Consider the following 19,876-nt stretch of genomic DNA (forward strand, 5'->3'; position numbering starts at 1 on the left):
TCCACGACCATTGTGCACTGTTGAACTTATCGAAAGTTTAATTATTTTGCTATTCTAGCGGCTTCGCCACTTTGGTAATTGCAGTCCGATTCGCAAGAGAGGTAACGATTTGCTTAACAATTCGTCGCGCATATGGAGTGAGCTCGATAAGAAAGAACGCCATCTCAGCATCGGGCATGACGGACGTCCAACATTCGACAGCATGGGGCGGGAGTTGGGGCAGGTTCCCAACTTTGGATTCGGGAGCGTTGACAGCCAGTCGTCGCGTGTAAGGCGCGTACGGCACGCGCTGGAGCAGTCGGGCGATATGGCTCGCCGCATAATCGCGGACAGACTCGCTGGCATCGACATGTCGTCCATCTGGGGCATCCTCGTCGAGGTTTGCAAAGACATTGCTCTTTACTACGGTGGTTCGGTAGTTGCTGGTGCCGCAGTTGGCGCCACAGGTGGTGCATTCTTTGGCGGAGTGGGCGCTTTGCCCGGCGCCGCTGCCGGCGCAGCAGCGGGTTCCCAGATTGGTGCCTGGGTGATGGCGTTGCTGGGACTGAAGTCGCTGGTGGAAGGTATGGTGACAGCGATTCCGGAAGCGTTGGAGTATTACGAACGCGGCTTTCGCGAAGCATGGGGACCGGCGCCGCGCAGCCCGCGTACTTGTAGCTATGCGCTTGAAGACCCACAGCGTGGTGATGTAAGGCATGCCGCCTATGAATTCGCCAATGGCCACGTGATGATGATTGTGGCTATCCTTATGGCACTGATGGCCTACTTTTCACGCGGCGGAGGCAATAAGGCTGTGGCGCTGCAGGAGATTCGGGGAAGCTCCCGTTTGGGCCCACGTGTGGCCCGCTGGATTGAAGAAAACGAACAGAGACTAAGCCGTCACCCGGCCCTGCAGGCCCGCCGCAAAAATGTCGTGAGCGAGCAAGGCGAACCGGCTTCCTTACCGCCGAAACGTAGGCGGAAGGTTGAGGAACCGGAGCAGCCTCGTCCTGCAGGCATACCGCAAAAGAAGGTGCCATGTTTTAAACCCAATGATCTACCAAGTAGCAAGATTCCCGAGTTTGATCGCCAATTGGCGGGACAGGAAGCCGGCTTAAACGACATGACCGTTGAGGAGTACCTTGGCGGACGCGAAGCGTTTACATCGAAAGATGTGACCCGTGACCCAAGTGTGGCGAAACAGGCACGGGCAAGCCACGAATTCCAACTCAAGAAGAATCTGGAAAGGCAATTCTTGCGGGAGGGCTTATCGCCCAAAGCGGCAGCGGCCAAGGCATTAGACGAAGCTGCAAGGAAAATGAAGACTTTGGCAGCCTTGCACAATCCCGACATGGTTGCGGCCGGGCGGGACGCCATTGGCGACTTTGGTGACAGAAATGTTAATTCGCGAATCGGTTCTCAATGGCGAAGTCGCGTCGGCGCGCTAGACGAGGCCGTAAAAAAGGTGCCAGTATCACAGAGGGCATCTGCGAAAATGAACGTAAAACTTGAGCGATGTAAGTAGGACGGATGACTATGGATGAATACTTCGAATATTTCCTTGAAAAGATGGGCCCCCCTGTTCATAGGCGTCACGTGCCATCTTCGAGCATAGAGCGCTTCCGCGGAAAGCTTCCAGACCAACTTCTGAAATATTGGGAAGAGCATGGTTGGTGCGGTTATGCAGACGGGCTATTCTGGACGGTCGATCCCCATGAGTACGAGCCTGTGCTGGAAGCCTGGATAGGTGAAACGTCGTTCATGGAAAAGGACGCTTATCACATCATCGCGCGGAGTGCGTTCGGTGAGCTTTATTTTTGGGGTGAACGCACGGGCGAATCACTCAGAATATTCGCTCCAGGCTCCTATTGCCTTCCTAACGAAGCTATTTTCATCGAGAACGAGCTGGAGCTTGGTTTGCGGGCATTTTTTAGCGTGCGAGATCGCGAAGAAAACGACTTCGCTGAGATGTTCTCTCCGGCATTAGGAAAGCTTGGCCGACTAACGCACGATGAAATGTACGGCTTCTTCCCGGCACTGGCATTGGGTGGACCTGCAAACCTATCGCACCTGAAAAAAGTTAAGGCTGTCGAGCACTTGGTATTCCTCGCACAACTCAGCCCACTGGACGTGATGGCGCCCCCTGCCTGACAAAGGTGGCCGAAAGCAGGTTAGCGCGCCACTTCCATCATCCAGCGCGAGATTTCATCGCGCGAGGCGTTTGGCGCGCCTGTGTGCGTGGCGTCAGGTTCAAATAATCTGGTCTGCGGATTGCGTGGCAGTGCATCGACAAGGCTTTGCTTTTGCTTGATCAGGGAGGGGTAGTCGCCTTTGGGTACAATGAGTAACACAGGCATTTCCGGCTTCAAGGCGCGAATCGATTTCATCAGGTTCATGGCGCCATCGGGATCAAACCAAAGAACATAGTTGTCGGGCTTGCAGACAACGGCATAGGTTCCTTTCGCACCTTCAAAATCTTGCAACCGCGCCGTCTCGCCGCCTTTGCCCTCCGCAACCAGTTTGCGCGCCTCCTCCAGTGTTCCGCCCAGCTTTTCTCGAACCACTTGGCTGGCGGTGCTGGCACCCGGCGCAATGGAGATGATGCCATCCACGGCGTGCTTGCTGCCGTAGTAGAACGCGAACGTGCCACCCAGGCTATGTCCCGCCACGAACAGGCGGCTCGCGCCCTTTGCGCGCAAGCGGGCCAACGCCGCATCGACTTCCGCTTCGGCCGCCGCCGGGTTGACGTCGTAATTCCGGTTGCCGGACCAGGGCATTTCAATATTCGCGACCAAGTGTCCCTTGGCTTCCAGTCCTGACGCCAGTTCTGCCACAAACTTTGTCGGCGAACCGCCTTTGCCATGCATGACAACTACGCCTACAGCTTGCGGCGTAGTCTGCGCCACTACCGCACCAGTGAATAGGAACATTGCTGCAAGCTTGCTGAAAAATCGAAGCATGACGTCTCCCGCGTAAAAGTTTACAAGCAGAGTAGCACTTATGCCGCAGCGCTCAAGGCCTATCGCGGCACGAAGTTGTCGACTTCATCGATGAGTTGCGCGCGTCCTCGCGCTGGGCGTTCCAGGTGCAGGAAGTGCGTGCCGTTCGTAATGCGCACCATGCGTACGGCGGCAGAATGAACCAGGTCCGCCTGCAGATTCTGCATGTCTTCCGGCCGCGACCAGAAATCCTTCTCGCCGGCGATCGCGAGTACAGGCGCAGTGATCAGCGAAGCATCCCACAGTTGGCGGCCAGTCGCGAGGTAGAAGCTGTCTTCCATCGCACCACACGGCGCACGGAAGCTGCGCGGCTCGCGCTGGCCGCTGGTGCTGTCGCTATCCAGCGCGGCCTCCACGTAGGCCTTCGCCACTGCCGGATCGCGCGCGTCGTCCTTATCCTCGCCCAGGGTGCGGTCCCACGCGCCCAAAGTGGATGCCGCATCGGACACACGATAATTGCCGCAAGCGGCACGGTTGAAGGTGCCAGGCCGTTCTTTGTCCTCCAGCCCGGTGCCTCGCCCAATCAGCGGATGTGCTGAGGTGCCGCGATAAAGGCTATTCAACATGACGACCGCACTGAGTTTCGGCGAATGCAAGGTCGCATAATGCCCCGCCCACTGGCCGCCAGTTGCCCATCCAAACAACGCCACCTTGGCGCCAGCACTGCGCTGGCGCACGAAATCCACCGCCGCATCGATATCTTCAATCGCGGTATTAGTGCGCACCAGAGCCGCGCCGATCGTTGGTGGCGACTCCATTGCGACCAATCGCGTCGAGGCGCCATAGCCACGTACATCGAGGGTGTAGACATCGAACCCGCGTGTCGCCAAGTCGGCTGCCAACGAACCTCCCGCCACCGGCAGGTCGAACGACGCCTTCGAGCTGACCCGTGCCCCATGCACCAGCAGGATAGGGCGCTTGCCGCGATGCTGCCCGATCTCCGTGACCGCCAGAGTAACGCCCGGCGTCGATGGCACCTTGAATTGTTGCGAAGCCTGGGCCGGCAAAGCCAGCATGGCGGCTGCGACGAGAAGCAGTGAATTCACAGTTGCCCTTCCTTGGTTGGTGGAATGGCAAGATTATCATAATAAAAAGGGCGACCACATGGGCCGCCCTTTCCTGGTCGTTGGGAGCGCTCGACGCGCGATTAACCCCAACCGTACCAAGCGTCGCGCAGTTCGCCGACTTTGACGTTGGTCAGTTTGCTATGTTTGGACATCCAATCCTGTACCAGGGCACGATGGCTTTCTTCGACTTTGCCATATGGCTTGTTCGACACCACGATGCCGCCGAAGTCGTCGCTGTAGCCACCGCCAAACGCGAGGCCATTGGCTTCGATGGCTTCTTCTAGGAATTGGTGGATCAGGGCGTTGTGCTCGGCCAGGGTCAGGGTGCCGACCAGTTGGGCTTCGACGAGGAAGCCCAGTTCCTGGAATTCACCGAGGTGCTTTTTCTTGAGTTGACGTTTGTTATAGCGGCGGGATGCGGTCATGATTCGGAAAGGTTGGAATACTTCAAAGATAACAAACAGGGCTGGTGGCGATATTGTGCCACCAACCCCTTTGCTTAAGCTTCCCTCGTAATGCCAAAGTCGGCGGCCTTTATCTTCACCATGCGACCATCGGGGTGGTACCAGACCACGCCTTCCATCAGGTTTCTGGTTAAGTAAGACCTCAGTCCTTCGAAATCACGAGGGCAATCGTCCAGTACATCTTTACCGTGAGGTACCAGCAGGTGTTCAGTTAACCGTTCGGGATTCGCTCCGTGGCGAGTTCCTACCGATGGTCCGCAAAACTCATACGTCCCATCGGGCAGGTCTTTTTGGGCAGCCGCCGCGATTCGCTTCAAGTTCTTACCTTCAACTGTCACCCAGCCAGGCCAGTGGCCGGATTCAGGGTCGGGCTGTGGTTGAGCGGGTTCGAAACCAGGCGGAGGAGTGCGTCCGGTTTTCGCGTCGTAGCGAACATGGAACACGCCATCTCTCAAACGTACGGCCAAGCCATCCCACTTTCGGGTAGCGTAGCCGATACCTTCGGTGACCCATTCGGATCCGGGGACGATTTCGTCACGAACTTGACGATTTCCGTCGTAGTTACGCTGAAACAACGATTTGATCTTGATCATTTACTGCTCCTAGGTAGTTGGATGGTTTCGATCCCGTCACCTCCTACACTAGGTACTTCTACAACTGGCGGAGCGGTGAGATTCGAACTCACGAACGGGATTAACCGTCGGCAGTTTTCAAGTCTCCACTCTATTCCTTAAAAATCAAAATCTTAATCTAAAAAGCATTCCGCAAGTCATAGCAAGATTTCAGTTGTAAGTTGTTGATTGTACGTTATGTTCAAAAGAGTTGCGGAAATGTTTTTTATTGCCAAATTTGAACTTTGTGTTGTAATCTAGACTCGTTACATTGATGGGGGTGTGGCAGCATCTTCGGAATGTGCAAACGCCAGAAGAAGTCAACTTTTCTCCTGCGAACACCAAGGTGACGCGACGAAAACGTGCAGGGTGAAAGTGACAATTGGTTAGAATTTATTGCCTGGCGAGGCATATACTTTTACGAAGGAAACGCTCCCCTTCGGTCTGGCCTATGCCAGTTAAGCACGCACACTTCGAGGCACGATTTGGATACATTTCACAACCCAGACCGTTTCATGTCGGACCTGAGGCAAATACTGTCGCAGGGGAGAAAAAGAATCGGACTTTTGATTGGTGCGGGCGCCCCTCTTGCGGTTAGGGTTGGTGACGATGGTCAACTTTCTGCCAAGGGAAAGGCGCTTATCCCTGGAGTTGAGGAGCTTACGCGTCTTGCGTTAGATGGACTTGAAGATAAGCAAGCCGCTGCCGCGAAATCGATTCGGGATGATCTAGGGGCAAACGCAAACATCGAGACGATTCTTTCAAAAGTGCGTTTACTCCAGCAAGCGTTGGGCAAAACGGAAATTGCAGGATTGGACAGCGAAGGTTATCGGCAACTAGGGCAAGCGATTTGCGAGAAGATTGGTAGTTTGGTAGCGGCAACTTTGCCAGCTCAGCGAAACGCATATACAGAGCTTGTATCTTGGGTCTCGGGAACCCAGCGACCTCATGCAATTGAGATTTTTACCACCAATTACGACCTTCTATTCGAAGAGGCATTTGAGCGCGCGCGCGCCCCTTACTTTGATGGCTTCTCGGGTGGTAGCGCCCCGTTCTTTGATCCAGTAACAATCGCAGGAGATGATCTGCCTGCCCGATGGTCGCGCCTGTGGAAATTGCACGGTTCGCTGGGGTGGGCCTTGGAGCCGGGTGGAGTCGTGCGCGGAGGGGGGAGGAAGGCGGCTCAGCTCGTGTATCCCGATCACCTGAAGTATGACTTAACGCAAAAGCAGCCATATTCAGCCTTGTTTGAAAGGCTGAAACAGTTTTTGTTAACGCCGGATACATTGCTGTTGACTTCAGGATTCTCTTTCCGGGATGCGCATATTTGTGCCGTGCTGGATGAAGCGCTCGCGATGAACGCCAATGCTGCAGTGCTCGCTTTTCAGTTTCAAGCACTTAAGAATGAAGAGCCTGCGTGCAGAATAGCTTTTGACCGTCCAAACCTTAGTGTCTATGCTTCCGACGGCGCGGTAATTGGCGGCGTTCGAGGTCTTTGGCGACCAGGGGAGCTGCCGAAAAACTGGGCGGAGATTCGCTCTACTTTTTGGGGCAAGCGCTGGGATAGCGAATCGGATGTTTTCCTTCTTGGTGATTTTGCAGCGTTTACGCGTTTCTGTGCGCTGTCTCAGGCAACCGACTTAGCGTCTGCAAAGCCCGCAAGTGAAGGACTCGTTGAGGCCATTGGTGCGCCTGTGGAGTCAGCAAAAAATGAGTGAGCATGATCCGACATTCCTTGGCACGATAAGCGCGGTGTCGGGGGCCTCTCTGACAGTTAGATTGGCAAGTTCCCTTGCGTCAGGGCTGGCCATAATTCAGGGGCATACCTATCGAGTCGCACATGTGGGTAGTTTTGTTCGCATACCGCTAGGTTATCAAGACCTGTATGGAGTTGTTTGTGAGGTCGGGGCTACAGCAGCGCCCCCAAGTGCCGACGTGACAAATGTTGATGCAGGTCGTTGGATGCGTGTTGAGCTCGCAGGTGAGGCTATTGGGGATACGTTTGAGCGGGGGTTAAGTCAACATCCGAATATTAGCGATAGTGTGCACATCGTCACCGAAAACGATCTCAAGCGAATATATGGCGGTGGTGAAAATCAAGTCAAAATCGGCACGCTTTCAAGTGCCGAAAACATCGATGTTCGATTAACCCTTGACACGCTGGTGTCTCGGCACTCGGCGATTTTGGGGTCAACTGGTGCGGGAAAATCAACTACCGTTGCGAGTCTCTTGCGTTCCATTGTTTGCCCCTCTGATCCACGTAATATCGGGGCTGCGGCCGCGCGCGTTATCCTTCTGGATATACATGGTGAGTACACATCTGCATTAGGAGACATAGCTAAGGTCTTCAGTGCCACGCCTCAGCCAGGCGAGGCAGCTCTTTACGTTCCCTACTGGGCGCTTGAAGCAAATGAGTTACTGGATTTTTTGGTCGGAGGAGTAACAGAAAATCAGGAGATCGCGTTCACCGACAAGATCCAGGAATTGAAGACTGCTATTGTGGAAAGCAAGGGATTTGCAGGTCTCGACCCAACCTCTCTCACGGTGGATAGCCCAATTCCATTTAGCCTCAAGAAGTTATGGTACGAGCTAATCGACTTTGAAATAGCGACCTTTTCCGGCCCTCAGCGTGACCAGCGAGCGAAAGAGAGAGATGGTGATGCGTCGACCTTAACGGCACCAAAATATACCCCACACGCTATGGGCAACACCGGGCCGTTCTTGAATCAGGCAGCCCGAGGTATCAGGCGTCAACTAAATACGCTCCGATCACGGTTACTTGATCGTCGATTTGACTTCATTCTACATCCGGGGCCGTGGGAGCCTGACCTTGATGGTAATCCCGCTGAGGACTTGGATACTCTGTTTCAAGGTTGGCTTGGGCATGAGAAGCCTCTGACCATTATTGATTTGTCTGGTGTGCCGAGCAGTGTGTTGGTGCGGCTAATTGGATCGATTTTGCGGATAACTTACGAAGCGTTGTATTGGAGCAGAGAAAAGTCTGAAGGTGGAGTGGAGCGTCCGCTACTGGTGGTAATGGAAGAGGCACACAGGTACCTTAGCGCCGACAATGACGGAGAGGCTGGGATTATGGCGAGGCGAATCGTCAAGGAAGGGAGGAAGTACGGCATAGGGGCGATGGTTGTGTCGCAACGACCGGCAGAAGTTGATGAAACTGTGTTGTCCCAATGCGGAACAATAATTGCGTTGAGGCTTTCTAACCCTGCAGACCGTTCGCGTGTTAAAGGATCCTTGCCGGACAACTTGGCCGGGCTCATGGACCTTCTTCCTGTATTGAGGACCGGGGAAGCAATCATTGCAGGGGAGGCGGCAAGGCTGCCTGTTCGATGCAGGATTACCCTTCCGGCATCGGAGCATCAGCCGAGAAGTTCCGATCCTAAAGTTTCGCAAGCATGGGCTACGCGTCGCGTTGCAGAGGGGTACGACAGAGTAATGGCATCTTGGCGTGCTCAAAGCACACGAGCGGTTGTAAACGAGGTCACTATCCAGCGAATCGCGGTAGAAGAGAACGCACTGAAAATTGAGGGCCAAAATGAATAGAGATCCTGTCGCTTCTTCGAACGTAATATCTATTGGCTTCGATGAGCCAAGTCAAACACTTGAGATTGAATTTGCCAACGGCAGTGTTTATCAATATTTCAATGTTGGCCAAGTAACCTACGACGAATTAATGCGCGCACCTTCGAAGGGGCAGTACATGCACACTTATATTCGTAACGCTTTTCCCTTCTCACGCGTGGCGTGATGGTTTCTTTCGCGATTTGGCATTGTGTCTAGCCTGATCAATAACTTTGCGATAAGAAGCTTTCGTGAGACAGCCGACAAGGACTACATCGCTGCACGGATGGCTTATCGAGCGAGGCTGATTCAGCCGTTTCTGTGGTCTGCCTTGCACTGCCTGGAGAAGTATGTCAAAGGCATTCTTGTCCTCAATCGAGTGAAGGCTCATCATGGGCATAGCGTAATGCCCGGCATTAACCTGATGAAGCAGCACGGTAAGTTCGAACTCGATCTTAGCGCCACTACAGTCGAGTTCATCAAGAAACTCGAAGACTATGGTGCAGAATATCGCTACTACGAGGTTTCATACGAAGTCGAGCCATTCGACATTGTTCGGTTCGACCATGCAGTTTGGGAGCTTAGAAGGTACTGTCAGCCGCTGGACTATGACACAGTTGATGCGAACGGCAGCAAAGTGAACTCGCTGTCTCGTGAGCTTGATCGCATTCATCGAGCGAAGGCGAGGGAAGAAAAGGGGACATGCGTCATGGGAGGCGTGCTGGAAAGGATCATCGAAAAGAAAGATCACCCAGCGCGTGATGCATTGATTTGGAATAACCTTTACTTTGGGTCTTCACGACGCAAGCGTGTAAAGATGCGACCCGACTTTGAAGCTGGTAACTCGCCGTTCTTTTTGCACCCCGAGATCATCGACGAGGTTCTCAAGTACGTTTTCATTCCCAAGAAGATCGCCGAAGGCGTTCGCCAGTTTGCGAAGCAGAAAGAGGCCGAGAAGGCCAAGGCAGAGCGGGATGCAAAGAAGGCTGCGAAAGCAGCGGCTAAACAGTTGGGGAAGAAAAACTAGAGGGAGCCTAAACTGCATTTTCGATGGCAGCAGTGTTACGAGCGACCGTAGACTCGGGCACTGAACGCGCCGTCACAGCGACCCGATAGAGCTTGACGACTTTAGACGCGATGTGTCGGATCGAGCCCAGTGTCGATACATTCTCGGTCGCCGGCAGGTTGTTATCTTGTTGGCCTGACTGCTTGGCCGACCCGTCGATATACACGATCTGTAATGTCACCTTCTGTATGTCCCAGCAATTCGCTAGCTGCTTTGATGTCGGCAATTTCGCTGGCAGATTTAGCGCGGATGTCACGGAATTGGAATTTCTTAATGCGCGCTGCTAGTGATTTTTTCCTGATTCGGTTGGCCGAAGCGACCGCCGCGAAGGTTGCGTAGATAGCCCTTCAAGTAAGGGGGCCGTTTAGCCGAATCTGTATTGGCTCAGACTTCACCAGACGCAGACTGTCAGATCAAGGGCGGCTTTGCGACCTGGACCTGTCGAAAAACTTTGGCATCGTGGGCTATCTTGTTGGGTTGACCGCTTGCCCAACTCGGCGATATACACGATCTGTAATTTCACCTTCTGTATGCCCAAGCAATTCGCTGGCTGCTTTGATGTCGGCAATCTCGCTGGCGGACTTAGCGCGGATGTCGCGAAATTGAAATTTTCTTAATGCGTGCTGCCAGCGATTTCTTGCCTGATTCAGTTGCGTGATCGGCTGCCACGCTTCGCGCCGTGTCGAACCGCAAGCGGAGATTCCATTGTTTTAACGGATCGCCAGAAGGAAGTGTGACCAAGTAGGAATCTGGCTTTCTGCCTGGCCGCGCTTGGATGCGATCGAGCACTTTAGCCAACTGCGACTGGGTGCCGTTTGGGTGCAGCAGAATGCGAAGAAATTTGTTGGTCTTTCCCTGACGTACATAGAGCGCGCCGTCGCGCACGTCCGCATCTTTCATGCGGAGCACATCACCTGGCCGCTGGCCCGTTAGGTAGTTTAGGTCCATTGCGTCTTTCAATTCGGCTGCGGCGGCTGCATACACTGCATCCCATACTTCGGTGTCAGCATAGAAATCACGAGGCTGCTCTTTGTTTTTGCGCACGCCCCGGCATGGATTTTCACCTTTCAAATGCCCCCATTCACGCGCCATGTTGAGCACGTGTGATAGCAGTGCAATTTCTCGGTTGGCCCGAACAGGTGCCGACCGTGCGTCACGGTATCGGGCAATGTCCTGCGGCCGAATTTCATTGATTGGCGCTGCATCGAATATCGGTCGCAATTGTGACAAGCAAAGCATGTTTTCGCGTTGAGTGGATGGTTTTTTCTTGGGCAGTATGTCGCGAACATACTGGTCAAATGTGTGCTTCATCATCGATGCATCTGCAGGAACATCTGCGCATTCAAGTTCGGCCCATTTTCGTTTGGCGGCTGCAAGATCGGTGCCGAGAGGGAGCTCTTGGCGCTTTCCTTCATCTGAACGTCCATTGTAGTAATAGCCCACCCACACCTTACCGGAGGCTAAGCGGCGGCGTCGTGCAATCATGCGAGGTGGGAGCTTATTGCCTGTAGTTTTCGGGCGCATGATTTATCGGACCTTTGCCGTATCAAGCTGCCAGCCGCGATCATTCATTGCCATCGCGGCAGGATTGATTCCGGCGAGCTTCATGCGAGCGTACAGGCGGCCGATGACAGGCATGCCAGCTTTGTTCTGATGGAATATCCAACCATTGCGTTTCAGCCAATCGATCTGGTCGTTCTTGCGGCTGCTGCCAGAAATTTCGACGAGCTCTTCAGCGGAAAGTGTTTCTGAATGCAGTGGGAGTTCAAACATGGCGCTCATATTTGCGCTCCCGTGTTTTGAATTATCTGATGCATGTATATCCTATTAGTTAGTCGATATCGTTTGCTTGAATTTTTTTGGCGTCGAACCGATTCCATCTACGCATTCGGGCCTGCGCGCGATTTAGGAGGATGCGCCTGAGCACGGGGTCGTCCATTACCTCTCGGATGGTCTTTTTGGTGTGAAGGGACCTATATGCGAAGTCAAGTGCGAGAGCATTTGGAGATAAGGCAGGCATCACCTAGAACCCGTTTCGATGAACATGTAGCGCGCGCCGTACAGCGTTAAGGCGAGTGCACCCCTGCGTGCGGAAATGCGCGAACATTCCCCATATAGCGCGTAGCTGAGTCATAGTTTCGAGCCCGCCATAACCGTGACGCCACAGGCCCCAAAGTGTTCAAGCATCGACATGTGAAGGGAAATGCTATCTGTGCCAATTGCGGCGAAGGTGAAAGAGCTGGCGACAGTTCTGATCACAACAGTAAAGATCCGCATCTGTTTTCCTCAAAGGTTGGGATTCGAAGTGTGTTGAATTATTACATACGTATTTGAGTATTGCAATACAAATGTAATCAATGAGGGCGAATGGAGACGGTGCGCTAGAAATTACGTTTGGACTTGGGGAGGCTTGGTTGCATTAGTTGCAACCTAGAATGGAAGTGGGTCTTCCTTTTGGGGTTGTGGAGGAAGTGGGCTCCAAGTAACGTTTGGGGCCAAAAAAAGTTGGATAAGAATACCTTCGTGCTCGAATGTTGCGAATGAGCGCAGCCCAATTGGTGAACTTGCAGATGCCCAGACCAGCATGATCGGGAGGCAAGGGAAGTGGGGTTGTAACTGCGTCAGAAGGTCGGAGCGGACATCATCTCCGGGGCGACTTGGTAGCTCCACGACGGCAACAGTCGCACCAGAGGCTGAAAATAACGAACAACGCACAGCGTAGGGTCAGATGTGATCTGTTTCTCTTTTGACGACGCGGCCAACAACAATGCATTCGCCGTTGCGAGCGCTCTTGCGGTGATACTTCCTCTGGTCTGGGTTGTCTGATGTCAGCCACCACTGACCTTGGTCGCGTTGCAGTCGTTTGATAACCGCCTCGCCTTCATAGTTGAAGGCATAAACAGCGCCATCGGTCATCGAAAGGTCGGCGGTATTGATGATAACAAGATCACCAGCGTATAAGTTCGGCTCCATACTTTCGCCCTTAACGGTGAGAGCGATGAGCTTGTTAGGAGCGTACTTATTACGCTGAACCCAGTTCTTACGAAGGGCGAGTGTGCCGCCGTCATAAATTTCTGGAACTGTCTGAAAACCTGTGACTCCTGCTCGCAACTGTAACTCCACCTTCGGTATGTGATAGAACTCTGGATCGCCTGGGTCTGCGACGGTGACGGGAATTGCTTCATCCGGAACTGCGGAAGTGCCAAGCGCATTTTCAGGGTAGGGTGATCCTTTACCGTCAGCCAGCCAAGCAGGATCAACATCAAGCGCCTTTGCGATAGCAATGATGCTGCGTGACGTATTCGTTCGACCCGATTCAAGGTGTCCAATGGCACCCTGTGAGACTCCGGCTCGGTTGGCTAGGTCGGCCTGAGTGAAATCGTCCCCTTCCTTGAGGGATTTCTGGGCGCGCGCCCAGGCTAGGCGCTCGGCTAAAGTTTTCATACTACGATTGTAATAAAAAGATCAAATACATTGGTATTGATAAATTAAAATACATATGTAATACTTGATGCATGAACATCCAGCAAATTACACGCGAGCTACTCGACAAGAGACTGACCCAGCAAGACCTGGCAAGCAGGGCGGGGTGCAGTCAATCCACGATCAGCGCCTTCCTCTCCGGAAAGCGTGGGGCAAGACCTACGCTGGCCATCGGGATGCGGCTACTTGACCTGCATCGTGAGCTTTGCAGACCTGAGTATGTTCGAGATTGTGGGCTTGATGGCGACCACATTGACTGAACTTGGTTGCAGCGAACCAGTCACGGTGCCGGCTTGGCTGTTAGTAAGAGTGATTGAACGGGTCATATGGAAATGAACGGCATTGTGTGTGGGTGTTGCAACTTTAAAACCATTTTGCGAACAGCAAAACCAAAATTCTTTGAGGAATTGTATGAATTTACGTAGAGCGGTGCTAGACATGATCAATGCAGTCAACGGGAAATGGATCGTGGCGGCAGCACACTTGGGCTGGAGCGAAAGTGCGCTAAAGAATCGCGTCTACGAGACAAGGGGTCAGTCGCTCTCGATTAGCGATGCACTGGCACTTCAGCAACTGAGTGGGACTTCGCACTTTGCTGAAGCCATCGCGTGCGCAAGCGGCGGGACCTTTGTGTTGATTCCATCGCTTGGCGAGATTGAGAAACGATTCTATCCATGCAGCGATTAACGCGACCTATCGTGAGATCGGGCACCTTTACGACGTGTTTTCTGAAGCGACGAAGGACGGGGTCATTGATCGGGCCGAACGCGTAAGCCTCGAAGAGATTGGCGCCACGTTGCACAAGCGGACGGAAACTCTTCTGGCGCTGATGTTTGCGGTGTATTGCCCGCGCAAGGGCGCACTGGTGACTCAGGATGTGCGCCTGACGCGATGAGCGAGGTCTATCACCCGACGAGTTAACTCTCGCAATCTTACGGCCCCATGGGGCTTTTTCCATATGTACTTTCAGGTCGTTGGCCTAACTGAACTTTCACGATGAACTATTACCCGCATCATATTGGCGACTTCAATAGCGCCACGCGTCACTTGACGCGCCTGGAGCGCGGAATCTACCGCGACATGCTTGATATGTATTACGAGAAGGAGCTGCCACTGCCAGCTGATCAGCGCACGCTGTTCCGTCGGCTGTTGATCGTTTCATCGGAAGAAGTGACTGCAGCACAGCAGGTATTAGAAGACTTTTTCACGCTGACGGACGAAGGCTGGATCAACAAACGATGCGATCACGAAATCGAAGAATACCGAGCGAACCTGCGAAATGGGAACGCCGGCGCACGCGCTCGCGCATGGGGAGCTGCTGAAAAGGCTTTTAAAGCCTGCATCGAGGTCGGTGACGTTGTGTCTGCGGAAGCCAAGGTGGCTGAATTCGTGCGCAAGTGGGGTGATACGCCCGAGAGCGCCGCGTGCGCTGAATTGATTGCCAGTCTCAAGCGGCCGCTTCCCCAAGCTGGATTTGATTTCGGAGGCATGCGTTCGGAGCGCACGGCGCAGGCGGAAGATAGTGCGGATGGTATGGGCAGTGGTCTCGAACAAACCGTGGATACTCCGCGGATCAATCGCGGAGTATCCGCGGATAGTTCGCGGATACCTTTCGCTGAAACCAACCAGAACCAGAACCAGAACCAAAACCAGAACCAAGTAAACCCCCAGCAACAGCCAACACTAAGCGAAGACAGCGCGCGCGGGGCCGTGGCGCTCAGCGTTGAGTTTCGCAAGCACGGTGTGCAAACGCAGCCGGCAGACCCGCGTCTGATGCAGATGGCTGCGCAAGGCGTAGCCGTGGCCACGATTGCTGCGGCATGCGTGGAAGCGCGCCGCACCAAAGGCGATGCACTGAGCTTGGGATACGTCAAGGGCATTCTGGAACGCTGGTCGCGTGAGGCTGCAGCGATGAAATTGAGCGGGGCGAAGGTGCCCAAGCAAGGGCAGTCGACCGGCTTCACGGCAAGTCGCGTGGCGACGATTGCAGGATTAACCGGAGAGGAAGCGAACAATGCAGCACGTGACAACGTCATCGACATCACCCCATCAGCCACTGCCCATCAGCTGGGTTGAGTCGCTGTTCAAGCGAATGTCCTTTGCGTACGGTGCTAGGTTCGCTGACATGTGGGCCGGGGTGAATGCGACTGAGATGAAGGAATACTGGGCGGAGCGGCTGGGGACGCTATCGAGATCGGAACTGGCGACCGGGTATCGGCTGCTGGAATCGAGGGACAGGCCACCAACGCTGCCCGAATTTATCAAGCTGTGCAGGCCAAACCTCGATCCAGAGCTCGCATTCCATGAGGCGTTGGAGCAGGGCGTGAAACGGGAGCGATTCAATCCGAACGATCCCGATGTCTGGTCCCACCCGGCGATCTATTGGGCATGGGTGAAGGTCGGGGCATTCGCAATGACGCATCAGGGGTACGAAGTATTGCGGCCACGCTGGGTCGATGCGTTGCGACATTACGCGGAGCAGCCGGAACTGGCGGCGGTGCCAGTGAAGCGGCATGAGCTTCCAGCTCCAGGCAAAGCAAGGCTGCAGCCGGAGCGGGCAAGAAAGCTGCTGTCGCAATTGAGATTGAAGGGAATGCCGCAGCGCGCCGGCATCAGCGGGCAAACCGATTGGGCACGCGCAATTTTGGAAAAGCATGAGCGAGGGGAGTCCGTCTACATCGCTTCGATTGAGATGGCGGAGCAGGCGCTGGGCTTGCGTGAATAGCTGGGAAACGTTTGAACCTGGGCAGAAAGGGAGTAGCAATGGGTGGAGTTCTTGTGGTGGACGGAGTGTTCTTCGTCGAAGAGTCGAACCGGGGGCGGGGCGACATCGTGAAAGTGGTGGCACCTGCAATGTGTTCGGCAAAAACCCGTCAACGTCATTCCGGTTGCAGTGCGGCCAGAGGCGAAGGCGTTGGACTACTGCCTTGACGTATGGACACGCTGGCAGCGACGTGACGATACGCGCATCGGTTGGCGCGGACGCAGCGCAATGCTGCAAAGTGATTATGCCGACGACGTTGAGGGTGACTCGGACGAATTGTATGAAGACATGGACACGCGCGTCGCCGAAGGTGTTGAAGCGATGATGCAAAGCTTGCCGCGCCATCTTGACTGGGCGATTCGTCGCCGCTGCAACATCGCGACCGTCTGGCGCTTTCCATCCCTGGATTTCACGAATGTACTGGGCGAGGCTGAACAGGCATTGGAGGCGCTGTTGCGAAAGAATATTGCAACTCGGATTTTCTTCGATTAGAATGCGCCTCAGGGCAAGTCACGCCCCTACAAAATGAAACCTCGCTTAGGCGGGGTTTTTTTTCGTCCAACGTCTTTGCAGCGCTGCGCTCATGCTCTCCATTTCCGTCCAAACGAATGTCGATGCGGTTCGGAAGAACCTGACCGACATCGCAAAGAAGCAATTGCCATTCGCCGTCGCGAAGGGGCTGACTGCAACTGCCAAAGATGTGCAGGGCAAGCTCGCCCAGGCGTTGACTCAGCACATTGACCGCCCGACGCCATTTACCTTGCGGGCATTCGCCGTAACGCCGGCAACGAAATCGAAGCCATATGCCAGCGTGTTTGTGCGGCCGGATCAATGGAAGTACCTGACGTACCAATTCGACGGGGGCGACCGACGACCAACTGGCCGGGCACTCGTCCTGCCGAAGAGCGTGAAGCTGAACCAGTTTGGCAACATGCAACGGCGCGCGATCAAACAACTCCTCGCGAAGAAGAACGTGTTTAGCGGCGTGGTCAGCGGCGTGCCAGGCATCTACCTGCGCAAGAGGTCACCAGCAGGCAACGGCCTCAAGTTGCTGATCGGGTATGCGCAGCAGGCACGGTATCGCAGTCGCTATCCGTTCAAGGAACTTGCCGAGCGTTCCGTTGCAAAGGCATTCGACCGCAATCTCCAGCGCGCCATTGACGACGCGCTGGCCACGGCCCGTTAGCGGCGGCAAGGTTCAAGGTACTTCCAGGACTCGACCTATCGAGGGTAATTCGCGCCGCGATCATTCGCTAGTGACAGATTTATTCCGGAGTTAAAGAACCGGTTAATAGGTTAAAGAAACAGGTTAACGACATGGCTGAACTGATCACCAAAGCCGAGTATGCGAGGCGTCGCGGCGTCTCGCCGGCGGCCGTGACCAAGGCGGTCCAGGCCGGGCGCATCACCGAGATCGACGGCAAGATCGATCCAGATGTCGCCGACATCCAGTGGGCGCGCAATACAGACCTCACGCAGTCGGTTCGAACCAACCAGGCAATCCTCAAGCCGCCGCCTTCAGCGAAAGACTCTAGGCCTGAGGCACACGACGGAAGGGAAGACAGCGCGATCATGGTCGCGCGCACCCGGACCGAGACGGCCAGGGCGGAACTGTTCGAGATTGAGATTGCGGAAAAGCGCGGCACCCTGGTGGCGGCGGAAGGCGTCAGGAAGGCGGCGTTCGAAAAGGCGCGGATCGTGCGCTCCGCGCTGGAAGGCCTGCCGGATCGGCTGGCGCCGGTGCTGGCAGCTGAAGCCGATCCCGCCCGTTGTCACCAACTGATGATGGCAGAAATCAAACGCGTCCTTCGCGAGCTGGCAGCAGGGGAGGGCGAACAAACGAGGCAATGATGGGCGCAAGGGACGACTTTCTGGATGGTGAGCAGATCTACTGCGAGGCTTTCGAAGCGGGGCTGATGCCGGATCTGGACCTAAAGGTTTCCGAATGGGCCGAGCAGCATCGCCAACTGCCGCAGAAGGCGTCGCCCGAGCCCGGCCCTTGGCGTAACGACCGCACGCCCTACCTGGTCGACATCATGGATTGCCTGTCACCGGATTCACCGACTGAAGAAGTCGCCTTCATGAAGGGCACGCAGGTCGGCGGCACCGAAAGCGGCAACAATTGGTTCGGCTATGTCGTGCATCACTCGCCGGGCCCGATGATGATCGTTCAGCCGACGCTGAACCTGGCCAAGCGCTTTTCCAAGCAGCGTGTCGCGGCGATGATCGACGAAATGCCGATCCTGCAGGAGCGCATCAAGGATTCGCGCTCGCGCGATTCGGGCAACACCACGCTCATGAAGGATTTTACTGGCGGCGTCCTGGTGATCGCCGGCGCCAACAGCGCTGCGGACCTGCGCTCGATGCCTTGTAAGTATTTGTTCTTTGACGAGGTCGATGCGTACCCGCACGATCTGGACGGCGAGGGCGACCCGATTGATTTGGCGGAGAAGCGGGCGACGAACTTTGCCCGCCGCAAAAATCTGAAAGTCAGCACGCCGACCACGAAGGGCTTTAGCCGCATCGAATCGTCGTATGACATCGGTTCGCGAGAGCACTACCAGGTGGCTTGCCCGCACTGCGGCGAGTATCAGTGGCTGAAGTGGGCTGGCATCAAGTGGGATAAAGCCGACGACGGCGCGCACCTGCCGGACACTGCCCACTATGTGTGCGAGCACAACGGCTGTGTGATCCACGAGCATCACAAGACGGTGATGCTGGCTGGCGGAAAGTGGATTGCCGACAACCCGGCAGCAGGGCCGCGGCGTCGCAGCTTCCACTTGAGCGCGCTGTACTCGCCGCTTGGCTGGGCCAGCTGGGCCAGCATCGTCGAGCGCTACCTGAAAGCGAAGAACGCGCTGGCCGCGGGCGACGACACGAAGATGAAAGTGTTCGTCAACACCGACCTGGCCGAGACTTGGGAGGAGCAGGGCGACCAGGTGCAGACCAGCGACCTGCAGGCGCGTGCCGAGCCGTATCGCTTGCGCACGGTGCCGATGGCGGCGCTCTTGCTTACCGCAGGCGTGGACGTGCAGGGCAACCGACTCGAAGTCAAAGTCAAAGCGTGGGGGCCGGGGGAGGAAAGCTGGACGGTGGACTGGGTGACCTTGTACGGCGATCCTGCAGAAGATGATGTCTGGAACCAGCTCGATGCATACCTCGCGCGTCCGCTGTCGCATCAAAGCGGCAGCGCCATGTCGATCTCCGCGACGGGCATCGACACCGGTGGCCATCACACCCATCGGGTCTACACGTACTGCCGGAACCGCGCTTACCGCAATGTGATTGCAGTCAAGGGCATGTCCCAGGCAGGTAAGCCGATCATCGGCAAGCCTACCGACGTCGAGGTGAACCATCACGGCGTGAAGATCAAGAAAGGCGTCAAGCTGTGGCCGGTCGGAACCGACACGGCCAAGGCGCTGATCTACGGTCGCATGCGGCTGCCCCAGGCCGGCCCGGGTTACATGCACCACTCGGTCGACCTGCCGGCGGACTACTACGATCAGCTCACGGCTGAACGCCTGGTGACCCGCTACAGCAAGGGCCACGCGCTGATGTCCTGGGTCAAACCGAACGGCAAGCGCAACGAGGCACTGGATTGCGAAGTCTACGCCTTGGCTGCGGCGTACTACCTCGGCGTGCAGCGTTACAAGGAACAGGACTGGGCCAAGCTGCAAAACCGCGTCAATCCGGCGGTGCGCGACATGTTCGCGCACCAACCTGAACCGGAACCAGAGATCGAATCGCAGGATGTGCAGACGTCTGCACATTCCCCTCAACCTGAAATTCAACCCGCACCAGACCGGGCGCAGCAAGTCGGCGAAAGTGCGACTGCCATGTTCGGCTTGCCGGCAGCGGCGCCGA

The 19,876-nt window shown here is 55.4% G+C and carries 21 protein-coding genes; 14 read left to right on the forward strand and 7 right to left on the reverse strand.

Annotated features, from left to right (window positions below; all coding sequences use genetic code 11):
• The first annotated feature begins 109 nt into the window (after nt 1-109).
• Together ACQ4MM_RS13155 and ACQ4MM_RS13160 are read left to right on the forward strand one after the other, a co-directional pair.
• Nucleotides 110-1,504 (forward strand): DUF6861 domain-containing protein, encoded by a 1,395-nt coding sequence (locus ACQ4MM_RS13155; RefSeq protein WP_431477785.1) that lies wholly within the window; start codon nt 110-112, stop codon nt 1,502-1,504.
• An 11-nt stretch (nt 1,505-1,515) separates the two neighbouring features.
• A complete protein-coding gene (locus tag ACQ4MM_RS13160) occupies nt 1,516-2,130 on the forward strand; it encodes a GAD-like domain-containing protein (protein ID WP_431477786.1) in 615 nt (204 codons plus the stop codon).
• A 20-nt stretch (nt 2,131-2,150) separates the two neighbouring features.
• On the opposite strand, the gene ACQ4MM_RS13165 is transcribed toward ACQ4MM_RS13160, so the two are convergent.
• From ACQ4MM_RS13165 to ACQ4MM_RS13180, 4 genes are all read right to left on the reverse strand, one after another.
• On the reverse strand, nt 2,151-2,846 hold the full coding sequence (locus tag ACQ4MM_RS13165; protein ID WP_431477787.1) for an alpha/beta hydrolase: 696 nt from the start codon (nt 2,844-2,846) through the stop codon (nt 2,151-2,153).
• Between the two features lie 152 nt (nt 2,847-2,998).
• Nucleotides 2,999-4,024 carry an alpha/beta hydrolase gene (locus ACQ4MM_RS13170; protein ID WP_431477788.1) on the reverse strand — a complete coding sequence of 342 codons (1,026 nt, stop codon included), beginning with the start codon at nt 4,022-4,024 and terminating at the stop codon, nt 2,999-3,001.
• A gap of 101 nt (nt 4,025-4,125) precedes the next feature.
• Nucleotides 4,126-4,470 (reverse strand): YggL family protein, encoded by a 345-nt coding sequence (locus ACQ4MM_RS13175; protein ID WP_431477789.1) that lies wholly within the window; start codon nt 4,468-4,470, stop codon nt 4,126-4,128.
• Between the two features lie 74 nt (nt 4,471-4,544).
• A complete protein-coding gene (locus ACQ4MM_RS13180; protein ID WP_431477790.1) occupies nt 4,545-5,102 on the reverse strand; it encodes a hypothetical protein in 558 nt (185 codons plus the stop codon).
• Between the two features lie 503 nt (nt 5,103-5,605).
• Between ACQ4MM_RS13180 and ACQ4MM_RS13185 the strand changes: the two genes are divergently transcribed.
• From ACQ4MM_RS13185 to ACQ4MM_RS13200, 4 genes are read left to right on the forward strand one after another with little or no spacing between them, the layout of a single operon-like run.
• Nucleotides 5,606-6,838, forward strand: a complete 1,233-nt coding sequence (locus tag ACQ4MM_RS13185) for an SIR2 family protein (RefSeq protein ID WP_431477791.1) — start codon at nt 5,606-5,608, stop codon at nt 6,836-6,838.
• Complete coding sequence (locus ACQ4MM_RS13190; RefSeq protein WP_431477792.1) at nt 6,831-8,681, forward strand: ATP-binding protein; 1,851 nt, start codon at nt 6,831-6,833, stop codon at nt 8,679-8,681. The genes ACQ4MM_RS13185 and ACQ4MM_RS13190 overlap by 8 nt, the downstream gene beginning before the upstream one ends.
• The gene (locus ACQ4MM_RS13195; protein ID WP_431477793.1) at nt 8,674-8,886 is read left to right on the forward strand and encodes a KTSC domain-containing protein; all 213 of its coding nucleotides are present in this window, start codon (nt 8,674-8,676) and stop codon (nt 8,884-8,886) included. The genes ACQ4MM_RS13190 and ACQ4MM_RS13195 overlap by 8 nt, the downstream gene beginning before the upstream one ends.
• A gap of 24 nt (nt 8,887-8,910) precedes the next feature.
• Nucleotides 8,911-9,726 (forward strand): HEPN domain-containing protein, encoded by an 816-nt coding sequence (locus ACQ4MM_RS13200; RefSeq protein WP_431477794.1) that lies wholly within the window; start codon nt 8,911-8,913, stop codon nt 9,724-9,726.
• 621 nt (nt 9,727-10,347) lie between these two features.
• Here the strand turns inward: ACQ4MM_RS13200 and ACQ4MM_RS13205 are convergent.
• The 3 genes from ACQ4MM_RS13205 to ACQ4MM_RS13215 all read right to left on the reverse strand — a co-directional run bounded on the left by ACQ4MM_RS13205 (nt 10,348) and on the right by ACQ4MM_RS13215 (nt 13,209).
• A complete protein-coding gene (locus ACQ4MM_RS13205) occupies nt 10,348-11,250 on the reverse strand; it encodes an integrase (RefSeq protein ID WP_431477795.1) in 903 nt (300 codons plus the stop codon).
• A gap of 42 nt (nt 11,251-11,292) precedes the next feature.
• Nucleotides 11,293-11,547: a DUF4224 domain-containing protein gene (locus ACQ4MM_RS13210; RefSeq protein ID WP_431477796.1), complete on the reverse strand. Its 255-nt coding sequence runs from the start codon at nt 11,545-11,547 to the stop codon at nt 11,293-11,295.
• A gap of 942 nt (nt 11,548-12,489) precedes the next feature.
• Nucleotides 12,490-13,209, reverse strand: a complete 720-nt coding sequence (locus ACQ4MM_RS13215; RefSeq protein ID WP_431477797.1) for an XRE family transcriptional regulator — start codon at nt 13,207-13,209, stop codon at nt 12,490-12,492.
• Between the two features lie 71 nt (nt 13,210-13,280).
• Between ACQ4MM_RS13215 and ACQ4MM_RS13220 the strand changes: the two genes are divergently transcribed.
• The 8 genes from ACQ4MM_RS13220 to ACQ4MM_RS13255 all read left to right on the forward strand — a co-directional run.
• Nucleotides 13,281-13,508 carry a helix-turn-helix domain-containing protein gene (locus ACQ4MM_RS13220; protein ID WP_431477798.1) on the forward strand — a complete coding sequence of 76 codons (228 nt, stop codon included), beginning with the start codon at nt 13,281-13,283 and terminating at the stop codon, nt 13,506-13,508.
• Nucleotides 13,509-13,903: 395 nt separating this feature from the next.
• Nucleotides 13,904-14,143, forward strand: a complete 240-nt coding sequence (locus tag ACQ4MM_RS13225; RefSeq protein ID WP_431477799.1) for a hypothetical protein — start codon at nt 13,904-13,906, stop codon at nt 14,141-14,143.
• A 101-nt stretch (nt 14,144-14,244) separates the two neighbouring features.
• Nucleotides 14,245-15,324, forward strand: a complete 1,080-nt coding sequence (locus tag ACQ4MM_RS13230; protein ID WP_431477800.1) for a YdaU family protein — start codon at nt 14,245-14,247, stop codon at nt 15,322-15,324.
• 76 nt (nt 15,325-15,400) lie between these two features.
• Entirely contained in the window at nt 15,401-15,973 is a 573-nt protein-coding gene (locus ACQ4MM_RS13235) for a hypothetical protein (protein ID WP_431477801.1), read from the forward strand.
• A gap of 189 nt (nt 15,974-16,162) precedes the next feature.
• On the forward strand, nt 16,163-16,504 hold the full coding sequence (locus ACQ4MM_RS13240; RefSeq protein ID WP_431477802.1) for a hypothetical protein: 342 nt from the start codon (nt 16,163-16,165) through the stop codon (nt 16,502-16,504).
• 91 nt (nt 16,505-16,595) lie between these two features.
• The gene (locus ACQ4MM_RS13245) at nt 16,596-17,198 is read left to right on the forward strand and encodes a hypothetical protein (protein WP_431477803.1); all 603 of its coding nucleotides are present in this window, start codon (nt 16,596-16,598) and stop codon (nt 17,196-17,198) included.
• 131 nt (nt 17,199-17,329) lie between these two features.
• The gene (locus tag ACQ4MM_RS13250) at nt 17,330-17,863 is read left to right on the forward strand and encodes a hypothetical protein (RefSeq protein WP_431477804.1); all 534 of its coding nucleotides are present in this window, start codon (nt 17,330-17,332) and stop codon (nt 17,861-17,863) included.
• On the forward strand, nt 17,860-19,876 hold a 2,017-nt coding region (locus ACQ4MM_RS13255; protein WP_431477805.1), incomplete at its 3' end, for a phage terminase large subunit family protein. The genes ACQ4MM_RS13250 and ACQ4MM_RS13255, both read left to right, overlap by 4 nt.

The organism is Massilia eburnea, assembly GCF_050709955.1.
GTDB lineage: Bacteria > Pseudomonadota > Gammaproteobacteria > Burkholderiales > Burkholderiaceae_D > Rugamonas > Rugamonas eburnea_A.